The organism is Rhodococcus sp. 11-3, from assembly GCF_023704055.1.
Lineage (GTDB): Bacteria > Actinomycetota > Actinomycetes > Mycobacteriales > Mycobacteriaceae > Rhodococcus > Rhodococcus aetherivorans.
Genome location: NZ_CP080406.1, coordinates 4,296,278 through 4,320,905 on the forward strand (window position 1 = coordinate 4,296,278; position 24,628 = coordinate 4,320,905).

At 71.1% G+C, this 24,628-nt stretch carries 25 protein-coding genes; 9 read left to right on the plus strand and 16 right to left on the minus strand.

The window, feature by feature from the left end; translation table 11 throughout:
* Positions 1-13: 13 nt before the first annotated feature.
* From mftD to mftA, 4 genes are read right to left on the minus strand one after another with little or no spacing between them, the layout of a single operon-like run.
* Positions 14-1,189, minus strand: a complete 1,176-nt coding sequence (gene mftD, locus KZJ41_RS19785; protein ID WP_006930976.1) for a pre-mycofactocin synthase MftD — start codon at positions 1,187-1,189, stop codon at positions 14-16.
* Between the two features lie 35 nt (positions 1,190-1,224).
* Complete coding sequence (gene mftC, locus KZJ41_RS19790) at positions 1,225-2,472, minus strand: mycofactocin radical SAM maturase (protein ID WP_006930977.1); 1,248 nt, start codon at positions 2,470-2,472, stop codon at positions 1,225-1,227.
* Positions 2,473-2,520: 48 nt separating this feature from the next.
* Positions 2,521-2,814 carry a mycofactocin biosynthesis chaperone MftB gene (mftB, locus tag KZJ41_RS19795; RefSeq protein ID WP_170914118.1) on the minus strand — a complete coding sequence of 98 codons (294 nt, stop codon included), beginning with the start codon at positions 2,812-2,814 and terminating at the stop codon, positions 2,521-2,523.
* 26 nt (positions 2,815-2,840) lie between these two features.
* Positions 2,841-2,936: a mycofactocin precursor MftA gene (gene mftA / locus KZJ41_RS19800; RefSeq protein ID WP_065922321.1), complete on the minus strand. Its 96-nt coding sequence runs from the start codon at positions 2,934-2,936 to the stop codon at positions 2,841-2,843.
* 124 nt (positions 2,937-3,060) lie between these two features.
* Here mftA and mftR point away from each other — a divergent pair, with 124 nt between their 5' ends.
* The 3 genes from mftR (at position 3,061) to KZJ41_RS19815 (ending at position 5,786) form a co-directional block, all read left to right on the plus strand.
* Positions 3,061-3,720, plus strand: a complete 660-nt coding sequence (mftR, locus tag KZJ41_RS19805) for a mycofactocin system transcriptional regulator (protein WP_029544997.1) — start codon at positions 3,061-3,063, stop codon at positions 3,718-3,720.
* The gene (gene mftM / locus KZJ41_RS19810) at positions 3,717-4,526 is read left to right on the plus strand and encodes a mycofactocin oligosaccharide methyltransferase MftM (protein WP_006932884.1); all 810 of its coding nucleotides are present in this window, start codon (positions 3,717-3,719) and stop codon (positions 4,524-4,526) included. Before mftR ends, mftM begins: the two co-directional genes overlap by 4 nt.
* Before the next feature lie 96 nt (positions 4,527-4,622).
* Positions 4,623-5,786 (plus strand): IS30 family transposase, encoded by a 1,164-nt coding sequence (locus KZJ41_RS19815; protein WP_051446190.1) that lies wholly within the window; start codon positions 4,623-4,625, stop codon positions 5,784-5,786.
* Between the two features lie 48 nt (positions 5,787-5,834).
* Here the strand turns inward: KZJ41_RS19815 and KZJ41_RS19820 are convergent, their stop codons facing one another.
* Together KZJ41_RS19820 and KZJ41_RS19825 are read right to left on the minus strand one after the other, a co-directional pair.
* Positions 5,835-7,469 (minus strand): ABC transporter permease, encoded by a 1,635-nt coding sequence (locus tag KZJ41_RS19820; protein WP_251549456.1) that lies wholly within the window; start codon positions 7,467-7,469, stop codon positions 5,835-5,837.
* On the minus strand, positions 7,466-8,428 hold the full coding sequence (locus KZJ41_RS19825; RefSeq protein ID WP_006932880.1) for an ABC transporter ATP-binding protein: 963 nt from the start codon (positions 8,426-8,428) through the stop codon (positions 7,466-7,468). The genes KZJ41_RS19820 and KZJ41_RS19825 overlap by 4 nt, the downstream gene beginning before the upstream one ends.
* Positions 8,429-8,583: 155 nt before the next feature.
* Between KZJ41_RS19825 and KZJ41_RS19830 the strand changes: the two genes are divergently transcribed.
* Positions 8,584-9,801 carry a triacylglycerol lipase gene (locus tag KZJ41_RS19830; protein ID WP_006932878.1) on the plus strand — a complete coding sequence of 406 codons (1,218 nt, stop codon included), beginning with the start codon at positions 8,584-8,586 and terminating at the stop codon, positions 9,799-9,801.
* Positions 9,802-9,863: 62 nt separating this feature from the next.
* Here the strand turns inward: KZJ41_RS19830 and KZJ41_RS19835 are convergent, their stop codons facing one another.
* Complete coding sequence (locus KZJ41_RS19835; RefSeq protein ID WP_231385925.1) at positions 9,864-10,202, minus strand: helix-turn-helix domain-containing protein; 339 nt, start codon at positions 10,200-10,202, stop codon at positions 9,864-9,866.
* A 140-nt stretch (positions 10,203-10,342) separates the two neighbouring features.
* Here KZJ41_RS19835 and KZJ41_RS19840 point away from each other — a divergent pair, with 140 nt between their 5' ends.
* Positions 10,343-10,750 carry a RidA family protein gene (locus KZJ41_RS19840; protein ID WP_029545001.1) on the plus strand — a complete coding sequence of 136 codons (408 nt, stop codon included), beginning with the start codon at positions 10,343-10,345 and terminating at the stop codon, positions 10,748-10,750.
* Positions 10,751-11,020: 270 nt separating this feature from the next.
* Here the strand turns inward: KZJ41_RS19840 and KZJ41_RS19845 are convergent, their stop codons facing one another.
* From KZJ41_RS19845 to KZJ41_RS19855, 3 genes are read right to left on the minus strand one after another with little or no spacing between them, the layout of a single operon-like run.
* Complete coding sequence (locus KZJ41_RS19845; protein WP_006932871.1) at positions 11,021-11,689, minus strand: response regulator transcription factor; 669 nt, start codon at positions 11,687-11,689, stop codon at positions 11,021-11,023.
* Positions 11,686-13,125, minus strand: a complete 1,440-nt coding sequence (locus KZJ41_RS19850; protein ID WP_006932869.1) for a sensor histidine kinase — start codon at positions 13,123-13,125, stop codon at positions 11,686-11,688. The genes KZJ41_RS19845 and KZJ41_RS19850 overlap by 4 nt, the downstream gene beginning before the upstream one ends.
* A gap of 19 nt (positions 13,126-13,144) precedes the next feature.
* The gene (locus KZJ41_RS19855) at positions 13,145-14,320 is read right to left on the minus strand and encodes an iron-containing alcohol dehydrogenase (RefSeq protein ID WP_006932868.1); all 1,176 of its coding nucleotides are present in this window, start codon (positions 14,318-14,320) and stop codon (positions 13,145-13,147) included.
* A gap of 326 nt (positions 14,321-14,646) precedes the next feature.
* Between KZJ41_RS19855 and KZJ41_RS19860 the strand changes: the two genes are divergently transcribed.
* On the plus strand, positions 14,647-14,991 hold the full coding sequence (locus KZJ41_RS19860; protein WP_235431082.1) for a hypothetical protein: 345 nt from the start codon (positions 14,647-14,649) through the stop codon (positions 14,989-14,991).
* 12 nt (positions 14,992-15,003) lie between these two features.
* On the opposite strand, the gene KZJ41_RS19865 is transcribed toward KZJ41_RS19860, so the two are convergent.
* The 4 genes from KZJ41_RS19865 to mdo all read right to left on the minus strand — a co-directional run bounded on the left by KZJ41_RS19865 (position 15,004) and on the right by mdo (position 19,757).
* On the minus strand, positions 15,004-15,597 hold the full coding sequence (locus KZJ41_RS19865) for a carboxymuconolactone decarboxylase family protein (RefSeq protein ID WP_006932864.1): 594 nt from the start codon (positions 15,595-15,597) through the stop codon (positions 15,004-15,006).
* A 189-nt stretch (positions 15,598-15,786) separates the two neighbouring features.
* Positions 15,787-17,319, minus strand: coding sequence for a VWA domain-containing protein (locus tag KZJ41_RS19870; RefSeq protein ID WP_029545007.1), 1,533 nt, complete (start codon positions 17,317-17,319; stop codon positions 15,787-15,789).
* Between the two features lie 4 nt (positions 17,320-17,323).
* The gene (locus KZJ41_RS19875; protein WP_043800560.1) at positions 17,324-18,394 is read right to left on the minus strand and encodes a MoxR family ATPase; all 1,071 of its coding nucleotides are present in this window, start codon (positions 18,392-18,394) and stop codon (positions 17,324-17,326) included.
* Positions 18,395-18,485: 91 nt separating this feature from the next.
* Complete coding sequence (gene mdo / locus KZJ41_RS19880; protein WP_006932857.1) at positions 18,486-19,757, minus strand: NDMA-dependent methanol dehydrogenase; 1,272 nt, start codon at positions 19,755-19,757, stop codon at positions 18,486-18,488.
* 317 nt (positions 19,758-20,074) lie between these two features.
* On the opposite strand from mdo, the gene KZJ41_RS19885 reads away from it, so the two are divergent.
* Positions 20,075-21,130 (plus strand): ferredoxin--NADP reductase, encoded by a 1,056-nt coding sequence (locus tag KZJ41_RS19885; protein WP_006932856.1) that lies wholly within the window; start codon positions 20,075-20,077, stop codon positions 21,128-21,130.
* A gap of 73 nt (positions 21,131-21,203) precedes the next feature.
* Here KZJ41_RS19885 and KZJ41_RS19890 read toward each other — a convergent pair whose 3' ends face one another.
* Complete coding sequence (locus KZJ41_RS19890) at positions 21,204-22,451, minus strand: MFS transporter (protein ID WP_050036404.1); 1,248 nt, start codon at positions 22,449-22,451, stop codon at positions 21,204-21,206.
* 229 nt (positions 22,452-22,680) lie between these two features.
* Between KZJ41_RS19890 and KZJ41_RS19895 the strand changes: the two genes are divergently transcribed.
* Together KZJ41_RS19895 and KZJ41_RS19900 are read left to right on the plus strand one after the other, a co-directional pair.
* A complete protein-coding gene (locus KZJ41_RS19895; protein ID WP_006939196.1) occupies positions 22,681-23,046 on the plus strand; it encodes an SPW repeat protein in 366 nt (121 codons plus the stop codon).
* Positions 23,047-23,185: 139 nt separating this feature from the next.
* The gene (locus KZJ41_RS19900) at positions 23,186-23,797 is read left to right on the plus strand and encodes a TetR/AcrR family transcriptional regulator (RefSeq protein ID WP_029545013.1); all 612 of its coding nucleotides are present in this window, start codon (positions 23,186-23,188) and stop codon (positions 23,795-23,797) included.
* Positions 23,798-23,810: 13 nt separating this feature from the next.
* Here the strand turns inward: KZJ41_RS19900 and KZJ41_RS19905 are convergent, their stop codons facing one another.
* Complete coding sequence (locus tag KZJ41_RS19905) at positions 23,811-24,626, minus strand: glutamate racemase (RefSeq protein WP_029545015.1); 816 nt, start codon at positions 24,624-24,626, stop codon at positions 23,811-23,813.
* Between the last annotated feature and the right edge of the window lie 2 nt (positions 24,627-24,628).

Below are 24,628 nucleotides of genomic sequence, written 5' to 3' on the forward strand. Positions count from 1 at the left end.
GCAGGTGGACCGCTCAGATTCCGAGGTCGCGCCGGAAGCCCGGCGGGACGACGATGTCGTCGGGGGTCAGCTCGTGGATCGACGTCTTGCCGAGGCCGATGAGCGCGGACCCGATGCCGCCGGCGAAGATGTCGAGGACGTTCTCCACGCCCGCCTGCCCGTTCGCGGCGAGGCCCCACAGGTAGGCGCGGCCGATCATCACGGCCTTGGCGCCGAGGGCGAGGGCCTTGACGACGTCGCTGCCGCGGCGGATGCCGCCGTCGAGCAGCACCTCGATGTCCTTGCCGACCGCCTCGGCGATCGCCGGCAGCGCCCGGATCGGGGCCGGCGTGCCGTCGAGGTTGTTGCCGCCGTGGTTGGACACCGAGATCGCGGTGACGCCCGCGTCGACGGCGCGCTTGGCGTCGTCGACCCGCATGACGCCCTTGAGCATGAACGGCGCGTCGCCCCACTGCTCCCGCAGCCACGCCACGTCCTCCCAGGTAGGCAGCGGGGTGCCCATCCACTCGCCGTAGGCGCCGAAGAACGTCGGGGCGCTGCCGCCGGGCGGGGTCAGGTTCGGGGTGGTCAGGTCCGGCACCTTGCCGGTCTTCGCCCAGTCGAGCAGCCAGCTCGGCCGCAGGATGCCCTCGGGGGCGAACCGGAACATGGCCTTGAGGTCCATCTTCTCCGGAATGGCGGGGCTGCCCCAGTCGCGGCCGCTGGAGAACGACCAGTCCAGGGTCATGATCAGGCCCTTCGCGCCGGCGGCGCGGGCCCGCTCCATCCGCTGGACCAGCACGTCGCGGCTGCCCACCCAGTACATCTGGAAGAAGGTCTTGTCGTTGGCCGCGGCGACCTCCTCGATGGACTTGCTCGCGAACGAGCTCAGCCCCATCGCGGTACCGCGGGCCGCGGCGGCACGGGCGACGGCGACCTCGCCGTCCGGATGCACCGCCTGCACGCCGGTCGGGGAGATCACCACCGGCAGGGCGATGTCCTGACCCATCACGTGGGTGCCCATCTCCCGCTTGTCGGACAACCCCGCCACGTGCGGGGCGAAGCCGAGCTCGCCGAATGCCGTCAGGTTGTCCTCGACGGTGATGCCCTTCTCGGAGCCGGCCACGAGGGCGCCGTAGACGGACCTGGGGAGCTTCTTCTTCGCCCGTTGCTGCGCGACCGCAACGGTTTCGAACCATTCCTTGGACATGGATCTGCCTCTCCTACTTGCACGAACGGGGCCGGCTATTGCATTCCGGCGAGCGGGTTTTCGTCGCAGGCCCGCGACGGCGGGCGCACCATCAGCTGCAACGGGACGGGCGCGCGCGGGGTGCGGCGCTCACCGGTGCGCGAGTGGTCGACGCTGGACTTGGGCACGGTGCGGTCGGCGCTGAGCGCGGATTCGCCGTAGCCCTGGACGCATTCGGGATCCGGCCCGTCCATCGGCAGACCGGTGAAGAACTTCGCGGCCATGCAGCCGCCGCGGCACGAATCGTAGAAGGTGCACTTGCTGCAGGCCCCGCCGGTCTGCGGTGACCGGAGTTCGGTGAAAAGCTCGGAGTGCTGCCACACCTGCTGGAAACCGCCGTCGGACAGGATGTTCCCGGCAAGGAACTTGTCGTGGATGGCGAAGGGGCAGGCGTACACGTCGCCCACGGGGTCGATCAGGCACACCACCCGGCCCGCGCCGCACAGGTTCAGCCCCGGCAGCGCACCGGCGCCGTCGCTGCCACCGAAGGCGGACAGGTGGAAGAACGAATCGCCGGTCAGCACACCCTCGCCGTGTGCGACGAGCCAGTTGTAGAGCTGCCGCTGCTGCTCGTGGGTGGGGTGCAGGTCGTCCCACACGTCGACGGCACGGCCGGAGGGACGCAGGCGGGTGATGCGCAGCGTCGCGCCGTACTGGTCGGCCAGGGCCTTGAACTCGTCGAGCTGGTCGACGTTGTGCCGGGTCACGACGACGGAGATCTTCGCGTCGCGGAATCCGGCCTCGGCGAGGTTCTCGAGGGCACGCACGGCCATCGCGAACGAGCCGGGGCCGCGCACGGCGTCGTTGACCTCGGCGGTGGCGCCGTCGAGGGAGATCTGCACGTCGACGTAGTCGGAGGCCGCGAGACGCGCGGCAACCTTCTTGTCGATCTTGACGCCGTTGGTGGAGAACTTCACGCCCACCTGGTGCTCGGTGGCGTAGTCGACCAGCTCCCAGAAGTCCGAGCGCACGGTCGGCTCTCCGCCGCCGATGTTGACGTAGAACACCTGCATACGCTGCAGTTCGTCGATGATCGCCTTGCATTGTTCGGTGGTCAGCTCGCGCGGATCACGCCGGCCGGACGAGGACAGACAGTGCACGCACGACAGGTTGCAGGCGTAGGTCAGCTCCCAGGTCAGGCAGATCGGGGCGTCGAGACCCTTCTCGAACTGGTCGACCAGGCGGCCGACCTTGGGCGGGCCGGAAGCTTCTCGTACTGCGGCGGATTCGAGCACAGAGGTCATGGGCTGCGTCCTCGTCGGTGGGGCGGGCGGGAGGGGGACCGGCGGGGTCTAGGCCGGCACGATCATGTGGGAGTCGGCCAGGGTGGCCAGCGCCCGCAGGTACGGACGTGCAGCCGACTCGTCGATTCCGTGCGCGGCGAGCGCGGCCCGCACGGACGGATGCTGGTGCAGGGATTCGACGATCTCGACGATCGTGGTGTTCTTCAGGAACGAGAGCTTGCGGGTCCCGAAGTGGTAGAGCAACGCCCCGAACGGCTCGGGGCGAAGCGCTACCTGCGGGTGCAGCCTCCACGTCGTATCCGGATCGAACCCTGCCGAGTCGACCTTCTGCGAGTCGAACACTGTGGTGGCGGCGTCGGCGGACACGATCAGTACACGCCGCACATGCCGTCGATGGACACCTCTTCCACGAGGGACTCCTCGACCAGGTCGGACTCGACGACGGTGTTGTCACGATCGGACATCAACTACCTCCTCGGATGGGGACTCCACGAGCGGAGCCCGGCGTCACAGACCCGTTGCGCTGTGACTCGGTTCACCACTGTAATGGCATCGAGTGCACAATGTCACCCATGGAAGGCTCACACCATGCGTAGCCGCCGGAAACCGTCCGCTCGGATAGGTCGCCGCCCCTCCACCACGAGAGAGGGGCTGAGCGCGATCGGGATCGAACTGTTCCGCGCCCGGGGATTCGACGAGACCAGCGTCGACCAGATCGCCGAAGCCGCCGGAATCGCCCGCCGCACCTTCTTCCGGTACTTCCCGTCCAAGAACGCGGTGCCGTGGGGCGACTTCGACGGCCACCTCGAACAGATGCGCGCCCACCTCGACGCGCTGCCGGGCCACGTCCCCCTCGCCGAGGCGCTGACCTCGGCGCTGCTCGACTTCAACACCTTCCCCGAGTCCGAGGCGGCGCTGCACCGCGACCGCATGGACCTGATCCTGCGGGTACCGGCGCTGCAGGCGTACTCGGTGGTGATGTACGAGGGCTGGCGCCGGGTGATCGCCGAGTACGTCGCGCGTCGCGTCGGCGCCGCCGCCGACGACCACTTCCCGCGCACCGTCGGCTATCTCGTGCTCGGCGTGGCGATGGCGGCGTACGAGCAGTGGCTCGCCGACGACTCGCTCGCGCTGCCGGAACTCTTGTCCGCCGGCATGCGCGCCCTCTACAGTGGCCTCGACGCGGCCGTCCCGTCCCTCGACGGTCCTGACGCCTCCCCCTCCTCGAAAAAGGCTGCGCTGCAATGACTGTGCTCGACTCACTCGCCCCCTGCCCGCCCGGCCGGTGGTCCCACGCCCACGTCACCGTCGAGAAGGTGAGCTCGGGCCCGATCGCCCTGCGCCGCGAGGGCGACCGGCTGCACGTGACCCACTCGCTCGGGCCCGACGACCTGAGTGAACGTCTTGTCGCCGGGGTCACCGCGTCGATCGCCGACAGCGACCTCGGACAGGAGGAGTTCGAGTTGACGATGGTCGGGCTGGTGCGCTCCACCCTGCCCGACGCCCTCGACGCGTGGGTCACCTACTACCGCAACTCGCTCACCGAACTGCTGGACGGCACCGCCGGGTTCGCCCCGATCCACGACAAGGCCGCCGAACTCGTCCGCGGCCGCGTGCTGGATCTCGGCTCCTGCTTCGGATTCCTCCCCCTGCGCCTGGCGCGCGCCGGGATCGCCGTGACCGCCACCGACATCCTGCCCGGCACCATGACCCTGCTCGAGGCCGTCGCGCCGCGGCTGGGCCTCGAGGTGGACACCGTCGTGTGCGACGCGGCCCACGTGCCCGTTCCCGACGACAGCGCCGACACCGTCACCGCAATCCATCTGCTCGAACACGTCGACGCCGCGACCGGTGCGGCCGTCGTCGCGGAGGCGCTGCGCATCGCCCGGGAGCGCGTGGTGATCGCGGTGCCGTTCGAGGACGAGGCCACCGCCTGCCACGGCCACGTGCGCACCTTCGACCTGCCCGCCCTGCGCACACTCGGCGAATCCACGGGTCTCGCGTTCGAGGCGTTCGAGCACCACGGCGGCTGGCTGGTGCTCGACGCGCGCTGATCCCGAGTCGGCCTCCTCCGCAGTGACCGAATGTCACATCGCGGCAGTCGGGGCTGACTCAGGTGGTCCATGCGACACGCTCCCTGACCAGGGGAGATGTCAGTGGGTCGAGCAGCACGAGAGGCGAAGAAGGCTAGGTTCTTCGCCATGCGCATGACGAAGGTGTCGATCGCCAAGGCCGCAGCCGCGGTCGGTGTCAGCCGACAAACCGGCTACCGGTGGGAGGACGAGGCCAACGGCACCGTCCGCCGTGCCCCGCACTGGGAGCACGGCGGACGGTCGTTGTCCCTGGGCGAGCGGGAGCTTGTCGCCCTCGGACTCGCCCGCAACGAGTCGGTCCAGACGATCGCCGCGCACCTGGGCCGGCACCGGTCGGTGATCTACCGGGAGATCGAACGCAACAGCAACCGCGACGGTAGCTACCGCGCCGTGTCGGCCCACGCGCGGGCCTGGACCCGAGCACTGCGACCGAAAGTCGCCAAGCTGATGGCCGCACCCGAGTTGCGCGCGTATGTCGTCGCCAGGCTGAAGCTGCGCTGGTCCCCGCAGCAGATCTCGGCCAGGCTGGTGGTCGACTTCCCCGACCGAGCGGAGATGCGGGTGTCCCACGAAACCATCTACCAGGCCGTGTATGTGCAACTGAAAGGCGAACTGCGAAAAGAGCTTTCGGAGTATCTGCGGCGCCGGCACACCCGTCGGGTGCCGCAGGGGCGAGTGCCGAGCAGTGCCCGCCATATTCCCGACAAGATCCTCATCTCCCAGCGGCCCGCCGAGGTCGAGGACCGGGCGGTGCCCGGGCACTGGGAGGGAGATCTGATCATGGGGGCGCGCAACCGCTCGGCGATCGGCACCCTGGTCGAGCGCACCACCCGGTACGTGGTGTTGCTGCACCTGCCGAAGGTCCGCGACGTGTCCGGCGTCCGCGATGCGATGATCGCCGCGATGCGGTCGTTGCCGGAGGTGATGCAGCGGTCGGTGACCTGGGATCAGGGCCACGAGATGCGTGCTCATGCCCAGATCACCATGGCCACCGACGTCGCTGTCTACTTCTGCGATCCGCACTCGCCGTGGCAGCGCGGCACCAACGAGAACACCAACGGTCTGCTCCGGCAGTACTTCCCCAAGGGCACCGACCTGTCGGTGTACACGCCCGAGGACCTGCAGCAGGTCCAGGACGAGTTCAACGGCCGCCCCCGGCAGACGCTACGCTGGCGCACGCCAACCGAAGCGTTCACCGAGCTTGTCGCATCGGCCGCCTGAAACCGCCCGGATCGCCGCGATGTGACATTCGGTCGCCGCCGCGGGCGGTCACTGGACGACGAGGTCGCGGCGGCGCATCGCGCTCACACCCGCCGTCGCGGTCGCCACGGCGACGAGCAGAAGCACCAGCAGCGGCAGCGGGCGCATGTCCGCGGCCGGCAGGGCGGGGACGTGGACGAACGGCGACAGGTCCAGCACCGCCTGGGGCAGGTCCAGCAGGGCGCCGAGCTGCCCGATGATCAACCACACGGCGAAGACACCCCATGCGACGCTCGACGCCCGGCGCGGCGCCACCCCGACGCACAGCACCGCCATCGCGCCGACCAGGAGCACGGCCGGCACGAACGCCAGCGCGGCGGGCAGCAGATTGCCGAGCGGACCGGTGATGTCGCCGATCGTCATTCCGTAGGAGACGGCCAACGCGACGCCCGTGACGACCTGCAGCACAATCACTCCCACCGTCACCACGGCGATGTGCGCGAGCATCCACGGCACCCGCCCGAGGGCCGTCGACAGCACCGGCTCGACCCGGCCGGACGTCTCCTCCCCGTGCATCCGCAGCACCGCCTGCACCGCGTATCCGCTGGCGAACAACGCCATCATCAGGAAGATCATCGCGAAGTACGCGTCGGTGATCGCCTCGGCCCCGCCGCCGAGCTGCTTCATCATGTCGGCGACGGCACCCTCCTCGTCGAGGAAGTTGTCCATCTCGTTCGCGACACTGCCGTAGGTGGCGGCGAGGACCGCAATGCCGAGCGCCCACCACATCAGCGTCGTGCGCTGCACCCGCCACGCGAAGCCCGCGGCGGTGGGCAGCCACGTCGCCGCCCGGTCCGGCCCCGGCCGCGGCTGCACCAACCCGGCTCCGTGATCCCGCCTGCCGGTCAGCACGTACGCGGTCCACGTCGTCGCGGCGGTGAATGCGGCGAACAGCAGCAGGATCCACCACGCGTCCACGTCGTACGGCCGGATCTGCTGCGCCCACCCGATCGGTGACAGCCACGACAGCCACATGCTCGTGACGCTGACCCCGCCCGGGTCGACGGTGCCCGCGCTGTCGCCGACGGCGCGGAGCAGGAACGCGACCCCCAGCGCCGCGCCTGCCAGCCCGTTCGCGGCCCGGGCGCCCTCGGCGACCTGCGCGGTCACGGCCGCGACGGCCGCGAACGCGACACCGGCCGCCCCGGTGGCCGCTCCGAGCGCCAGAGATCCGGACAGCGGCAGTCCGAAACCGAGAGAGACGACCGTGAGCAGCAACGCGAGCGCGACATTCGCCGCGGCGACAACGATCAGGGCGGCGGTGAGCAGGGCCCGCCGACCGACCACATTGGCCCCGACCAGTTCGGCGCGGCCGGTCTCCTCGTTCTGCCGGGTGTGCCGCACCACGGCCATGGTGCTCATCAGGCCCGCCGCCAGCGCCAGGAACAGCAGCGTCTGGGCCGCGACGACCGCTCCGAGGCTGTCGCCGGAGACCAGGCCGTTGGTGGCCAGCACCACCGGGGACACGGCGGAGCTGACGGCGATGAGGTGCAGGTCTTCCTGCGCCGGATAGAGCCCCTTCAGGCTCGACACCGAGATCGCGTAGACGATCGTGATCGCGGCCAGCCACACCGGCAGCTGCACGCGGTCGCGGCGCACCGCCAGGCGTACCAGCCGGCCGGTGCCGACGAAGGCGGCACTCATGCGCCGGCTCCCTCGCCGGCGGCCGGCCGGCCGTGCGCGAGCCGCTCGCCGGGCAGGTGGATGTGCTCGCCCGGCAGTTCGTCGCCGTAGTGCCGCAGGAACAGCTCCTCCAGGGTGGGCGGGGTACTGGTGAGCGACGTGATGCCGAAGCCGAGCAGCTCGCGCAGCACCGGGTCCATGTACGCCGTGTCCACCTCGCACCGCACCCGCAATCCGTCCACCTGCAGGTCGTGCACCCCGGGCATCGTGTCCAGCCCGGCCACCGGGCGCACGGTGTCGGCCACCACCGAGGTGCGGGTCAGGTGCCGCAGTTCGGTCAGCGTGCCGGATTCGACCGTGCGGCCCTGCCGGATGATGGTGACCCGGTCGCACAGCGCCTCGACCTCCGCGAGGACGTGGCTCGACAGCAGCACCGAACACCCGTCGGCGACGGCCTCGCGGACGCAGTCCCGGAAGACCTCGTCCTTGAGCGGGTCCAGGCCCGAGGTGGGCTCGTCGAACAGGAACAACTCCACGTCCGAGGCGAGCGCGGCGACGATCGCGACCTTCTGCCGGTTGCCCTTCGAGTACGTGCGGGCCTTCTTGGTGGGGTCGAGCTCGAAGCGTTCGAGCAGTTCGGCACGGCGGCGTTCGTCGATGCCGCCGCGCAGGCCGGCGAGCAGATCGATCGCCTCGCCACCGGTGAGATTGGGCCACAGATTGACTTCGCCGGGCACGTAGGCGAGCCGCCGGTGCAGGTCCACCGCGTTGCGCCACGGGTCGCCGCCGAGCAGTTCGGCCCGGCCGGAATCCGCGCGCAGCAGCCCGAGCAGGACGCGGATGGTGGTGGATTTCCCGGAGCCGTTCGGGCCGAGGAACCCGTGTACCTCGCCCCGGCGGACCTCGAGGTCGAGGCCGTCGAGAGCGCGGGTGGTTCCGAACGACTTGACGAGCTGTTCCACGGAGATCGCCGCCGACATGCTGCCGAGGCTACGCCCCTACCGGCGTCGGTGTGGCGACGAATCGCGGAGAGGGCGGGGTCGGGTGAACCTTCGCAAATCGGTCGCCTAGGCTTCGCCGGGATCACTGGTTTCGAGGAACGGCACCGGTCGGTGCGCTGGAAAGGTGGGGGGACGTGGCCGGACGGCTCGGTCGGGGAATCCGCAATGCGGTGGCGGGCGCGGTGGCGGCGTGCGCCGCGGTCGCCGGTGCCGGAACCGCCGTGGCCACACCCGTCTACCCGGCGCCACCGGCCGACCCGTTCTACCGCGCGGCCGCCGACATCGCCGTCGCCCCCGCCGGCGATGCGCTCGAGGTGCGGCGCGTGCCCGCGCCGCCGGGCATCGTCGACGTCGAGGCGTGGCAGGTGCGTTTCCGGTCGACGGATTCGGCCGGTCACCCGATCCCCGCGGTGACGACGGTCCTCGCCCCCGTCGGCAAGGCCCCGGACGGCCCGCTGCTGTCGTTCCAGCACGTCATCAACGCCCTCGGCACGCACTGCGCACCGTCGCAGACGCTGTGGGCGAGCGACCCGAACCTCGCCGTCCGGGAAGCCCCCGCCCTCAACCTCGTGCTCCGGCGGGGCTGGACGGTCGCGATCCCGGACCATCTCGGGCCGAACAGCGCCTACGGCGCGGCGCGCCTCGGCGGGCAGATCACCCTCGACGGCATCCGCGCCGTGCAGCGGGTCCCCGAACTGCAGCTCGCCCACAGCCCTGTCGCGCTGGCCGGCTACTCCGGCGGTGGGATGGCCACCGGGTGGGCCGCGGCGCTGGCCCCGACCTACGCCCCCGAGCTGAACCTGGTAGGTGCGGCGATGGGCGGCGTGCCGATGAACATCCGCAAGATGGCCGAGGCTCTCGGCGAGAACCCGCACCCCGCCTTCGGTCTCGCGTTCGCCGCCGCGCTGGGTCTGGAACGTGAGTATCCCGAACGGATGCGGATCAGCGCCGACCTGACCCCGGCGGGCGTGGAGATGCGTGACGCGCTGGCCAATGCCTGCACCAACGACATCCTCGCGCGCGGCGCCGGGGGCAGCCTGCGGCAGGTGAGCACCAACGCCCGCCTGGCCGACGACGCCGACGCGGTCGCCGTCGCGGAGGAGAACAGCCTCGAGCTGTATCCGGGCGTGCCGACCGTGCCGGTGTTCGAATGGCACAGCCCCACCGACGCACTCATCCCGGTGGGCGCCATCGACGCCACGCTCGACCGCTACTGCGCCGCGGGTGCGCCGGTACGCCGTGTCGAGACACCGAGCCCCGACCACATGTCGGCGGCGGTGCTCGGCCTGCCGGACGCGTTCGAGTTCCTCGGCGAGCGGTTCGACGGGGTGGCCGTCACCGGGACCTGCTGAACTACGCACCGGGCTTCCCACCCCCGCCCGACGCAACGGTCGGGGCCACCCCCGCGGGCGGGTCAGGCGTCGAAGCGCCGGCGGGATTCTTCGATGTCGCGGAGGTATCGCTGCGTCCAGTCGCACATTCCGTCGACCGTCGCACGGAGCGCCCTACCCGGCTCGGTGAGGCAGTACTCGACCCGCGGCGGCACCGTGGGATACACCGTCCGCTCGACCAGGCCGTTGCGCTCCATCATGCGCAGGTTCTGGGTGAGCATCTTGTGGCTGATGCCGTCGATGCCCTTGCGCAACTCGCTGAAGCGCAGGGTGCCGTCACCGATCGTTTCGATGATCAACAGCGCCCACTTGTTGGCGACGTCGGAGAAGATCTCCCGCGCCAGCGAGTCTGCTCGCGTCAAGTCCGCATCTTCTGGCAGGCCGCTGAGCTGCTTGGTCACCATCGAGTTCCCCAGTCACTGAAAAGTGCGTTCTTCCACGTCAGGGAACACTCTCCTACGGTTACCGAGTAACCACAAGTGACCGAGAGAAAGTGGGCAGCATGTCCATCACCCTGGTGAACCCGAACGAACTGCCGAAGATCGACGCCTACCGCCAGGTATCCGTCGCCACCGGCTCGAAGCTGGTCTTCGTCGCCGGGCAGGTCGCCTGGGACGCCGACGGCAACACGATCGGCGCAGGCGACCTCGCCACCCAGGTCGAGCAGAGCTACCTCAACGTCGGAGCCGCCCTGGCCGCGGTCGGTGCCACCTTCGCCGACGTGACGAAGCTGACCGTCTACGTCGTCGACTGGACTCCGGACAAGATGAGTGGGTTCGTCGACGGCGTCGCCCGGGCAGCCGCGAAGCTGGGCGTCACCCCCGTAGCGCCGGGCACGCTGATCGGTGTCGCAGCACTGTCCTCTCCCGAGCACCTGGTCGAGGTCGAAGCCACCGCAGTCCTCGACTGAACCGAGTCACCGCATCCCATGCCGCGTGCTCCCGGCGGGGTTGCCACACCTGGCACCCCTGCCCGTCACTGCCTACATCGTCCAGGAGGCCTCGCCCGTCGTCACCGTTCCCAGCACCCCGCCGATCTTCGGCAGCAGCTGACCACTCGCCCCGACCCGCGGCCTGCACCGATCACCGGTGCAGGCCGCGGACTCGTCCGGCCGGGCACCGCACGCTGCGTCCACGCCCGCCCGCGCTGCCCGTGCGCCGGCACGCCCGGAAGGGACCGGTCAGATGAGCCCGCGCTTGCTGGCGGCGTACACGGCCTCGGCGCGACGGCTCACCCCGAGCTTGCGCATGATGTTGCTCACGTGGAACTTCACGGTGGTGCCCGAAATGAAAAGGCGCTCACCGATCTTCGAGTTCGACAGGCCCGCGGCCAGCAGACGCAGCACCTCGAGCTCGCGATCGGTGAGCTGTTCCTGCGGCGTGGTCTGCCCGTTGAGGGACCGCACCACCGCCGCGGCACTGCGCGAGTCGAAGGCGCTCTCGCCGCGCGACACCGCGCGGATGGCGCGCACGAGTTCGGTGGTGTCGACGTCCTTGACGACGTAGCCGCGCGCCCCGGCGTGCACGGCCCGCACGACCAGCTGCTCATCGAGGAACGTGGTGAGCACCAGCAACCCGAGGCCGGGGCGGGCCGCCGACAGCTGCCCGCACAACGCCAGCCCCTCGTAGTCGGAGCCGGCCGAGAGCTTCAGGTCCATCAGCACGATGTCGGGCCGGACCCGGTCCACCAGCGCGACCGCCTCGGCCTCGTGCGACGCCTCGCCCACCACCGCCAGGTCCGGCTCCCGTTCGAGAATCGAGCGCAGCCCCTGGCGCAGGATCGCGTGGTCGTCGACGAGAACGATGCGGACCGTGCGGTTCACCGTCCCGGGAGGGGTTGCCACGTTCATCGCTGTGCTCCTGTCCGCGCCGCGTGTGCCGACGCCGCACTGTTCCCGTTGTTTCCGGTCGCCTCGTCGGCGCCCCGCTCCGCATCGACGGCCGGTTCGGGCACCGGGATGCGCACCGCCACCCGTACCCCGCCGAGGCGGGCGCGGCGCACCTCGAGAGTGCCGCCGAGCTCGTGCGCGCGGGCCTGCATGTTGGCCAGACCGCGATGCCGGCCGTCCCAGTCGTTGTCCGCGGCCAGGCGCAGCATCAGCCGCATCCGGGCCGGGTCCCCGTTGCCGTCGTCGGCGACCGCCAACAGCACCGAGTCGGGCCGGTAGGTCAGCCGCAGCACCACGCGCCGGGCGTTGGCGTGCACCGCGGCGTTGAACAGCGCCTCCCCCGCAATGCGCAGCAGCGAGTGTTCGGCCTCGCCCGGCAGTTCGACCGGCGTGCCGCCCACCCGGACCGTGATGTCGAGTTCGCCCGGCGTGTGCGCGACGCAGAGCTGCTCGAGCATCTCGGGCAGCGACGTGCGATCCGAGTCGGACGGGTGGTTGAGCGCGTAGATCGCCGACCGCAGCTGCTCGACCGCGCGGCGCGTGAGCTCCTTCGCCAGGTCGAGGCGCTCGCCGCGCTCGGTATCGGGAATGTCGCTGCGGCACACCTCGATCTGCATGCCGGCGGACAGCACGGCCTGGGTGACGCTGTCGTGCAACTCCCGCGCGATGCGGTGGCGTTCCTCGTCGAGCGCCTGGTGCCGGTGGGCGGCGCCCAGCTGCCGTTGGGTCAGCTCCAACTGCCGGAGCGTGGCCTCGAGTTCGGCGTTACGGGCCTGCAGGTCCGCCGCCGCCCGGTTCGCCTCCTGGTAGGCCTGCTCCGCGCGCTCGAGCAACAACTGGCCACGCTGATAGAGCGCGGAATTCTGCAGCGCCACCGCGGTCTGGCTGGCGAGGATCGACAGCACGGCGTGATCGGTGCCGTCGAGCGTGCGGTGCTCCGGGGTCCACGCGGCGATCGCGCCGGCCACTCCGCCGCCGAGGACGATGGGCACGAACGCGTGATGGGTGTCGACGGCCGCGTCCCGGCCGATCGACCCCGACCGGATGTCCTCGAGGCAGCGCACGACGTCGTCCGGCAGGGGCGGACCTTCGACGTTGTCGACGAGGAACGGGGTGGCGTCGGGGCCGAGGACCAGGCGGCGCGGCCCCGCGTCGGGCAGGGTGCCGTCGGTGAGGGCGAAGACCACCCATCGGGCGCTCAGGTGGGCGCGTGCCGCCTCCGCCACGGCGCAGATCAGGGTCTCGGGGCCCTCGACGGTGCGCACCAGGGCACGCGAGATCAGCTCGAGCGCATGCACGACCCGCTCGAGGCGTTCGGCAGCCCCGCGGTACTGGGGATAGAACGTGGGCTTGCCGGAGCGCAGGCCGGTCAGCCGGGACAGGTCGGGCGCGGTCACCGGGCACCGCCCGCCCCGGTCACAGCGCCGCCCGGAACAGCGCCACCATCTGCTCGTGGGTGGCCTCGCGCGGGTTGGTGGACATGCACGCGTCGCGCAGCGCGCCGGCGGCCAGGCGTTCGAGGTCGGTCGCCTGCACCCCGAGTTCCCGCAGCCCCCGCGGCACCCCGACCTCCCGGGCGAGCCGTTCGACCCGGTCCGCGACGGCGAGTGCCGCTTCGACGGCCGGGCCGCGGTGCTCCTCGAGTCCGAGAGCGGCGGCGATCGCGACGAACGGCTCGGGATCGGACGCGGCGTTGAACCGGATGACGTGCGGGAGCAGCACCCCGTTGATGACGCCGTGCGGCAGGTCGAGCAGGCCCCCGACCTGGTGGCTCATCGCGTGCGCGGCGCCGAGGATCGCGTTGGTGAAGGCCAGGCCGGCCTCGAGGCTGGCCTGCGCCATGATCGACCGGGCCGCCATCTCCTGCGGGTCCTCGATCGTGCGTACCAGCGTGTCGGTGACGAGCCCGACGGCACGCAGGGCGTGGTGGTCGGTGAGCGGGTTGTGGGCGCGGGAGACGAAGGCCTCCACGCCGTGGGTCAGGGCGTCCAGCCCGGTGGCGGCGTTCAGGTCGTCCGGCATGGTCGTGAGCAGCCGCGGGTCGATCACGGTCAGGTCCGGGACCAGCGAACGACCGATGATGGTGATCTTGGTGCCGCGGACGGTGTCGGTGACGACGCAGAACTGGGAGACATCGGCGCCCGTGCCCGAGGTCGACGGCACCACCACCATCGGCGGGATCGGGGCCGCCGCCCGGTCCACGCCCTCGTAGTCGAGGATGCTGCCGCCGTTGGCGGCGAGCACCGCGATGCCCTTGGCGGCGTCGATCACCGAGCCGCCGCCGAGCGCGACGAGCACGTCGCAACCGTGGGCCCGGTACGTCTCGTGCCCGGCCGTGACCTCGTGGTCCTTGGGATTGGGGGTGAGGTCACCCCACACGATCGGGGTGAGTCCCTGCTCGACGAGGTGGCCGCGAAGCTCGTCGGCCCAGCCGGCCTCGATCAGGCCCGGGTCGGTGACCAGCAGGGGCCGGACCGCGCCGAGCCGCACCGCCGCGTGCGCCGCCTCGACCAGTGAACCGATCCCGAACACGATCTCCGGGGCGTGGAACTTGGCCAGCGTCGTCGCGGTGTGCTCCGATGCGACGGCCACTACGCACTCCTGACGATCCCGATTGCTGTGATCCAGCTTACGTGGCTTCGAGCCTAGCCCCTCCACGACGGGGCGGCACCGGGCCGAACGGCAGGTGCGGTACCTGCCCGATCGGGTAGGTACGCCCGAGTGTGCCCGGGAGCCTCCGGACGCCGGCCGCGGGGTGAATACGAAGTGAATGCCACCACCGCGTACCACGCCGGAACGGGACATATAGGATGCACGTCGCAGGGGTGGACCGGATACGCAGGAAACGGGCTGCGCACCGGCGGAAACAACCCTGGGAGAGCATCATCGACGGCCGATGGATCGTGTGGTGGCACGAGGTGGACGGCGTCACATGGCACGTCCACGACACCGAGACCGCGGCGCTCGACTCGGCGTACCGGGCGCTCCACTCCGATCGGCGGGTCGGGGATCCGATCATCGAACGCCCCAACCGCACCCTGGTGCTGGGCAGTGAATTCGCCGCGTACGTCAGGGCGCGGGAGGACGCGGAGGGCCGCCTGGCGATCCGCGGCACCCACCGGGTCGAGATCCGGTACCCGCTCGGCGTGGACCGGTGGATCTCGCAGGGGTGGACGTCGGAGCGGCTCGCACGGGCGAACTACGACGAGGCCCTCGAGCACTTCCGCCCCGACCGGGTCCGGCTCACGAAGCGCGACCACTGATCCCCCGCCGGCCTACCTGGCGAACTCCACGATCGGCGCGCGGCGCACGCCGGAGATCGAGGCGTGCACGACGGACATCGGCAGGAACGCAAGGACGATCAGCAACATGACGACCTCGTACGCCACGCTGCTGCGCGGATCCGGATTGCCCTTCAACCGGCCGCGGAGCGCGGTCCATGCGATTCCATGGGCGTTGCCGACCATGATCGCCCGCACCGCCCCGAGTATCCCCTCGGCGGCGGACTTCCCGTAGACATCCACGAGACGGTGCCACGACTCGGGCGTGGGGTTGCCCCGGGTGTCGGCATAGTGCTGGGCGAACAGGACCGCGGCGACCTCGGAGTCGGGAACGTCGTCGAGGACCCCCGACAGGATGTTCCGGATCTCGGCGCTGCTCATTCCGGCCTCGAGGGCCATCTTCGTGTGGGCGTAGGAGCAGGCGCCGCAGCCGTTCACCTCGGTCACCGCCAGCATGATCCGTTCGACGAACTCGGGGCTCAGCTCGGCGCGCTTCCTGGCACCGATCAGGTGCTTCATCGATCGAACGCCCCGGTAGAAGATCCAGTAGGCCTCACGGATCGAATAGTGCTTCTTCGCGAACTGCATCGTCGTCTTCCTCAACTGTGCCCGGGATTCCGATGTGCCGGAGCACTCTCCCGTAAGCCGGCCGGTCCGCCGGCGGTGGCGTGGGCGGACGGCGCACACACACCCCGGGGGGTATTTACCGGTCCATGGTAACCATCGGCCGTTCCCCCGCCGGAGCGGGGCCGGAGGCGGCCGGCACGGGGCGCGCACTCAACGCAGTGCGTGCCCGAGCTCCGCCGCGCGGGAGAGCAACTGGGCGGCGTCCCGGGCGACGACGACGCGATCGCATTCCGGCGCGTACTCGGGCATCGCGCACGTTGCCTGGGCCCAGTAGCGCTGCGGTTCCGGGGTGACCCAGGCGAGCCGGTGCACGCGACGGCGCAGGTCCGCGAGACGGTCGGCGCGGGAGGGCAGGCCGTTGCAGCGGCCGTCGCCGACGACGAGCACGCTGGTGCGCGAGTCGACGATCCCGGCGTGCTCGGTGAGCAGCTCGTCGAGGACCCGGCCGTAGTCGCTGCTCGCCTCGAGGTCGAGGCCGGGGTGCGCCAGGACCGCGGCGAGGGCGCCGTCACCGGTGCTCGCCAGCAGCTCCCGCGTCACGTCGACGGGCCGGTCGACGAAGGCCAGGACCCGGCAGCGGTGGGCCCGGCCGTGCATGGCCTGGGCCAGGCGCAGCGTGAACGCGGTGATCGGGCGCACCGACAGGGACACGTCGGCCAGGATCAGCAGCCGGACCCGGTCCGGACGCGGGGCGCGGACGATCAGGTGGAACGGTACGCCGTCGGTGCGCATCCCGGCGCGGGCCGTGCGGCGCATGTCGAGGCGGCCGCGGCTGAACTCGCGCGGCACCGGCCGGGCCGGTCCGCGCATCCGCCGCAGCACCTCGTGGCACGCCAGCTCGATCTCGGCTCGGGACGCGACGTCACCGGCGGTGTCGGGGGCGTCGGGTTCGCCGTCCGGCAGCGGGCCGCCGAGTCCGGCCTGGGACAGTGCCGCGACGAACGCCTCGACGGCCTCGACGAGCCGGTTCAGCTGCGCCGCGGTGAGCGGTTCGTCGGCCTCGTCGTCGCCGTAGGCACGACGCGGATCGTAGGCGTCGAGCCACGCGAGGATGGATTCCGGATCGTCCCAGGACAGCGAGCCGACCACGGCGGCCCCGGGATTCGCGGCCAGCTCGCCGACGGCGGCGGCGCCGGCCCGATCCACGTCGACGGTGTAGGTGACCCCGCGCCGCCCCGAGTCGGCTCCGGTGTCCACGGACAGGGCGGCGTCCGACGACGTCATGGAGACATCGTCGTCGTCCTTGTGCGGATTGAAACCCTTGTCCGCCTCGGGGGTGTCGAAGTGGTCGCCGACCTCCGCGGCACGATCGTTGTATTCGGCGTAGCGGGCGATCTCCGGATCGTCGTCGAGTTCGAGCGCGGTGGGCAGGGCCTCGGCGAACTGCGCCCGGGGCGTGGACTTCTCGCCCGCGGCCCCGGCCGCATCCGTCGCCGCGAACAGCGCGTCGAAGGCCCGGTCGAAGCCGGGCTGCTCGTGCGGGTACTTCGCGCACACCGCACGCAGGCAGGCCCGCAGGACGTCGCGGTCGCGGGCCCCGACCAGGCCGAGCACGCGGCGCACCTCGATGGTCTCGGCGGGCGAGGCCGACACCCCGTGCCGGCGCAGCAGGCGCCCGAACACGGCGGCGACCACGTCGAGGGGATACGAGGTGCGCATCGTCGCCAGCGGCGTCACGGGCATCGCGTCACCGCCGCGCGCCGATGCCGACGCCGCCGCGGCCGCCGCCACCGCCGCGCCCCCGGAACACCGCGGTGGTCGTGTTGGCCGGCCGGGACGCGACGGTGGCCCGCTCGGGCCGCTCCCCCGCCGGTTCGGCCGGGGCCGGGACGGCCTCGGCCGGACTCCCGTCGAGACGTGCGCGGACCAGGTCGGCGTCGCCGGTGTACTTGAGGAGCGTCGCGAGCAGGATGTCGCGGATCTGCCGGAGGGAGGTGTGGTCGCCGCCGCCTCGCCGCAGGACGGTCGCGGCGCGCGCGGCGTCGATCACCTCCGAGATGGACGGGCTCTTGCGCAACGGCAGGTCCCGGAGGGTGCGGGCCAGGTCCACCACCTCGGCGGCAGTCACCGTGTCGACCTCGGGGGCCCGGGCGGTGACGATCTCGCGCTCACGTTCGGGGGTGGGATAACCGACGTGGTAGTGCAGGCAGCGGCGCTTGAGGGCGGGCGAGAGTTCGCGGGTGTCGTTGGAGGTCAGGATCACCCACGGCGAGGACCGGGCCGTGAAGGTGCCCACCTCGGGAATGGTGACCTGCCCCTCGGCGAGGACCTCGAGCAACAGCGCCTCCATGGACTCCTCGGTGCGGTCCACCTCGTCGACGAGGAGCACCACCGGTTCCGGGGAGAGGATCGCCTCGAGCAGGGGGCGCACGGCGAGGAACTTCTCGGAGTACAGGCCGAAGTCCTGCGCGGCGAGGAACCGGGACGCCTCGGCGACGTCGGGGTACGCGGCGAGCTGCTCGCCGATGCGGTCGCGCAGCATCTGCACGTGCAGCAGCTGCTTGGCGTAGTCCCACTCGTACAGCGCGCGGCTGTCGTCGAGGCCCTCGTAGCACTGCAACCGCACCAGCCTGCGCCCGCCGGCGGCGGCGAGCGCCTTGGCCAGCTCGGTCTTGCCGACGCCGGCCGGGCCCTCGAGCAGCAGGGGCCGCTGGAGCGCGGTGGCGAGGTGGACGACGACCGCGAACTCGTCGTCGGCGATGTAGTCGTGGCGGCGCAGCGCGTCGGCGAGTTCCGGTCCGCTGGCGAAGCTGGTCATCGGTGCTCCTGTGTCGTCGGCACTCGGGGGAGGTGGGTGTGCCCGGGGCGGGTCGCCCCGCCCCGGGCACGGGATCGGTCGAGCAGGTGGGTCAGTAGGACCGGTTGATGCAGTGGTCGACGACCGGGATCATCGACTCGACCGTCACCTCACGCGGGTTGCCCGGGGTGCACCAGTCGCCCTGGATGTGCTCGGAGATGGCCCGCACGGTCTTCTCGTCGCCCTTGATGACGTCGCCGCGGCCGGCGTACTTGCCGGTGTTCATGCGGTTCTTCTCGTACGAGTCGACGCGCACCTGACCGAAGTTGTCGGGGATCCCGACGTCCTTGGCGAGCCGGATGGCGGCCTCGACCGCGGCGTCCGCGGCCTGGACGGTGGTCATGTTGCGGGTGTCGACGCCCATCGCGGTGGCGATGCGGGCGTAGTGCTCGTAGCGCGAGGGCAGGTTGTACTCCCACACGCGCGGCAGGGCGATGGCGTTGTTGAGGCCGTGGTGGCTGTCGAAGAAGGCGGACACGGCGTGCGAGATGGAGTGCACGATGCCCAGGCCGCCCGAGTTGAAGGCCTGCGCGGCGATGTACTGGGCGTTCATCATGCCCTCGCGCGCCTTGAGGTTGCGCGGCTCGAAGGTGGCCTCGCGCAGGTGCTTGGCGACGAGTTCGATCGAGTACAGGGCGTTGCCGAGCGACGGCGCGAAGTCCAGCCGCGAGACGAACGGCTCGGAGCCGTGGGCGAGGACGTCGAAGCCGCAGTAGGCGGTGAAGTGCTGCGGGCAGGTGTAGTACAGCAGCGGGTCGTCGATGGCGAGGGTGACGATCGTGGCCTCGTCGAAGCCGACCCACTTGTGCGGGTGCTCCATGTCCGAGGTGTCGGTGATGACGTACGCCCAGGAGGTCTCCGAGCCGGTGCCGGCCGTGGTGGAGACGGCGATGTGCGGCGGGTTCTCCTTGTTGGTGGACTTGGCGAAGCCCTCGAACTCGTTGATGTTGCGGCCGTCGTGGGCGATGACCACGCGGGCGCCCTTCGCGGCGTCGTGGCTCGAGCCGCCGCCGACGGAGATGATGGAGTCGCACTTCTCCTGCTGGTAGAGGGCGGCGGCCTCCATGACGTTGTAGTCCTTGGGGTTGGACTCGACCTTGTCGTACAGGACGACCTCGACACCCTGGTACTCGATCTTGCCGATGAGCTCCTCGATGATGCCCGAGCCGCGCAGGCCGGTCGTCATCAGCAGGGTGCGCTTGAAGCCCAGGTTCTTCGCCTCGACACCGATGATGTCGTGGGCGCCGACACCCATCAGCGCCCGGGGGAAGGGGTGGAACTCCTTGATGGGAAAGTCCCAGATCTGGTTGAGTTCGATGGCCATCGCGTTTCTCCTGGTGTGTCGGCCGGAAGTGGTGGTTCGAAGGGGGCGGCCGGTGTGACCGGCGTCTCTTCCCTTCCCCACTCTCGGGCCCGATCACGCTCCCGGAAAGGGGTTCGAGCCCGAACCGTCCGGTCGCGGGACCGAAGCCGTCCGGTCGAGCGCGCGGGCCTACCCGATCGGGCAGGTGCGGTTCCCGCTGATCGGGAGCCGACCGGACCCCGGCGCACCCCGTCCCGGTAGCGTCGTCTTGCTGATACCCTGAAACTAGAACGCGTTCTAGATTGCTTCGCCCGCTCCACGGAAGGACCGACCTGGCCATGACGACAGTCGAGGTGCCGCACGGCTCGCGATCCGCGATCCTGACCGTCTCCGCAGTCATCGAGGAGACGCCGGACTCGCGCTCGATCGTCTTCGACGTGCCGGCCGAGTTCCAGGACAAGTTCGCGTACAAGCCCGGACAGTTCCTGACCCTGCGCATCCCGAGCGAGCAGACCGGCTCCGTGGCCCGCTGTTACTCGCTGGCCAGCTCCCCGTACACCGACGACGCCCCCAAGGTCACGGTCAAGCGGACCGTCGACGGTTACGGGTCCAACTGGCTGTGCGACCGGATCTCCGCCGGCGACCGACTCGAGGTCCTGCCGCCGTCGGGAGTGTTCACCCCGAAGTCCCTCGACCACGACTTCCTGCTGTTCGGCGCCGGCAGCGGGATCACTCCCGTCATCTCGATCCTCAAGTCGGCACTGACCCAGGGCTCGGGCACGGTCGTGCTGGTCTACGCCAACCGCGACGAGGCGTCGATCATCTTCGCGGACGAGCTGCGGGCGCTGGCGGAGAAGTACCCCACCCGGCTCACCGTCGTGCACTGGCTCGAGTCCGTGCAGGGCCTGCCGTCCGCCGACCAGCTCGCCACCCTGGTGACCCCGTACACGAGCCACGAGGCGTTCATGTGCGGACCCGGTCCGTTCATGGACGCCGTGCACCGGGCGCTGCAGGCCGCAGGCATGCCGCGCTCCCAGGTGCACGCGGAGGTGTTCAACTCCCTCGCGGGAGACCCGTTCGCCGACCACACCCCCGTCGAGGTGAGCGACGAGGAGGCGGCCGACGCCGCGACCGTGGAGGTCGAGCTCGACGGCGAGACCCACACGATCCCGTGGCCGCGCTCCCAGACCCTGGTCGACATCATGCTCGCCAAGGGCATCGACGTGCCCTACTCCTGCCAGGAGGGCGAGTGCGGCTCGTGCGCCTGCACCGTCCTCGAGGGCAAGGTCGAGATGGACAACTGCGAGATCCTCGACCCCGAGGACATCGAGGCCGGCTACGTGCTCGGCTGCCAGGCCCACCCGGTGACGGACACGGTCAAGATCGTCTTCTGAGACGGCGCAGGGGCCCTCCGTCCGGCTCGTCCGGACGGAGGGCCCCTGCGTGTACGCGCCGGCAATCCCCGCCTCAGCGGACGAGAACCGGTACCTCCGCGAGTTGTGCGACCGGCTGCCGCGGGCCGCGCAGCGCCACGCCCGCCCCGGCCCCGAGGGCGAGCACGATCACGGCACAGCCGTAGCCCAGCGTCGTCGCGGTCAGCCCGAACGCGCCCGTCGCCAGGCCCGCGAGCACCGCGGGCACGGAGAACGCGAGGTAGCAGACGACGAACGTGGTGGCGAACAGGCGCCCGCGCTCGTGCGGCGCCGCCAGGGCGCCGATGACGTTCATCGCGCCCAGGAACGCCGCCCCCCAGCCGAAGCCCGCGACGGCGGTACCGGCGAAGTACGCGACGGCCCAGCCACCGAGCACGGCGGTCACGACGACGCCGACGCCGGTGGCGAGGATCGCGGTCCCCGCGACGACGACGCGCCGCGGGTCGGAGCCGCGCAGCACCGTCGCGGCAACCGAACCGGAGGCGAAGAGCGTGAAGATCGCCAGCCCCGCGACGAGGCGGTTGCCGATACCGAAGACCGTGGCCACGATCGACGGGCCGAGGGACATGTAGAGGCCGCCGAGCGACCACGCCGACAGCAGACCGGGCAGGATCACCAGGTAAGGGCCCCGCACGTCCGCCGGCACCGACGCGCTCGGCAGCAGGCTGCGCAGCGCGGCCCGGCGGGACGCGAAGCCCGGCGCGGGTGCCCGGTCGGGGACGAAGACGAGCACGAGGGCCAGCGCCAGCGCGATCACGACGACGAGGGCATAGACGAGGACGGTGGGAAGGGGCGCGAACTGCACGAGCAGGCCCGCCCCCGCGGCGCCGAGGGCGAGCCCGAGCGACGGCGCCACGCTGTTGACGAAGGATCCGAGGCGCGGGTTCGGTTGCAGATCGATCACGGCGGCGCTGACGGCGCCGGTCGCCGCGCCGACCGCGAGACCCTGCAGCACGCGGGCCAGCACGAGCCAGCCCACGTCGTCGGCGAGGACGAACACGCCCATGCTCACCACGAGCAGCAGCAGCGCCCCGATCAGGACCGGCCGGCGGCCGACGTGATCGGAGATCGAGCCGATCGTCAGCAGCGTGGCGAGCAGGGCAAGCGCGTAGACGGCGAAGACGGCGGTCAGCATTCCCGCGGAGAAACCCCACTGCTGCTGGTACAGCGGATAGAGCGGGGAGGGGGCGGACGAGGACGCGGTGAGTAGAAAGCTGGCCGTGCCCACCGCCGCGAAACCGCAACGGCGTGGCAGGGTGCGGCCCGGCGTCGGCTCCGGCATCGGACCTCCTGAGAACTCGTGCGGGAAGGCCGACAGTTCGTTGGCCAAGGCAACGATCTAGTGGAACACCCGCGCCGCGGAGATCATTCCCCCCTCTGTCACCGATCCGCAAAAAACCCCTCCCAACTGCACCGGAGCGTTACCGCAGTGCAATCCCCCACACCATTGACCGACCGGTCGATCAGGTCTATACCGAAGTCAGGACACAATCCCCACTAGGAGGCTCGACATGTTCTCCGACAGCCGGCTACAGGACTACGTGGCCGTGATCCTGGGCGTCTTCACCGCCCTCTCCCCGCTGTGGGTCGCCAACGACAACACGACGATGTGGACCCTGATCGTCCTCGGCGTGCTGATCGCGCTGACCGGACTGGCGCAGATCGTCCGGCCCACCATGGCCGCGATCGACTACGCGATGGGCGTCTTCGGCGTGCTGCTGTTCCTCTCCCCCTGGGTCATGGGCTTCACCGAGTACAGCGGTGCATCCTGGACGGCCTGGGTGGTGGGCGTGCTCACCGTGGTCGTCGCGGTGGCGGCACTGCCCGTGATGAGTGCCCGGATGCACGGACACGGCGGACTGGCCACGCACCACTGATCACGGTGCGGAAGGCCGCGACAGCGGCCTTCCGCACGCGGAGGGCGGGAGCCGAGGCCCTCGCCCTCCGTCCACACCGCCCTCCGTCCCACAACCCGGCGCCTTCGCACCCTTGCCGGTGCACCCGGAAGTGAGCGCCATGAGCACCCCGGGCTCGACACCGCCGCGCCGTCGCGCGCGGCGGGACAACGCCGCGCGTGTCCACATCCTCGACGCCGCCGAGACCCTCTTCGCCGCCCACGGCTTCGACGCCACCTCGACGACCGCGATCGCCGCCGCCGCGGACGTGCCCAAGGGACTGATCTTCTACTACTTCCCGACCAAGGAGTCGATCCTCGAGACGCTCGTCGCCGAGCGGCTGCCGGCCGAACCGATCCAGGACGTCACCGGCCTCGTCTCCCCCGGCGACCCGGCGGCCAGCCTCGTCAACCTCGACGCCGCCCTCGACCTGCGCACCCACCACTCCTCGCTGCTCCGGGTGATCTGGCGTGAGGCGGAGACGCATCCGGGCCTGCGCACCCCGCTGCGCCGGCTGCGGACGTCCCTGCAGGAGGCCACCATGCGGGTGCTGCAGGCCAGCGTGCCCGGCCCGATACAGCCGGGCACCCTGCGCACCTGCGCGACGACGTGGGTGTCGGCGATGTTCTCCGCCGCCACGGTCGACCGGCTGTTCGGCCTCGACGGGCCTTCCCCCGACGAACTCGGCGGCATCGCGCGGCTCGTCGCCGCGGGCATGACCGGGATGGGCTGAGCAGGGCGGCGGATCAGCGCGTCTCGGCCCGGGGAGCCTCGTCGCCGGGCAGACCGGCGGTCGGGTCGCCGATGCCGTCGACGAGCTGCCGGCCCGCCGGGAAGCTGAGGGCGCCGGGGGGCAGCTCGCCCGGCCTCCCGCTGAGGAACACCTCGACCCGCCCGCTGCCCGCCCACGGCCGGCCGAGGGCGTCGATGCGGCGCAGGGTCTGGGCCGCCACCGCCTCGGCGCTGTCGAACAGGCGCACACCGGGCGGCAGGTGCGCGGCGATGGTGTCGGCCACCAGCGGGTAGTGGGTACAGCCGAGGACGACGCCACCCACGTCGGGCGGGGTCCGCTGCGCCGCAGCCGCGATCGCCGCGGCCGCGGCGGTCGTGTCGCCGCGGTCGATGGCATCGGCGAGCCCGTGGCAGGCCACCCCCACCACGTCGCGGTCCCCGGCGAACCGGGCGACCAGATCGGCCTGGTAGCGGCTGGCGGTGGTCGCGGCGGTGGCCCAGATCGCCACCGATTCGCACGCCGCGGCGGCCGGCTTGATCGCCGGCACCGTTCCGATCACCGGGATCTCGTCACCGAGCGTCTCGCGCACGTGCTCGAGCGCGGTCACGGACGCCGTGTTGCACGGCAGCACGACCACCTCGGCGCCCCGGGTCACGGCCCGCTCCGCGGTGCTCACGACCCGCTCGATCACCCAGTCCCCGGGCTTCGGTCCCCACGGGGCGCCGTCCGGGTCCATCGAGAGCATCAGATCCAGTTCGGGACGCAATCGGCGCAGCCATGCAGACGTCGGCAGGAGGCCGAGACCCGAGTCGATGAGCGCAACGATCACCA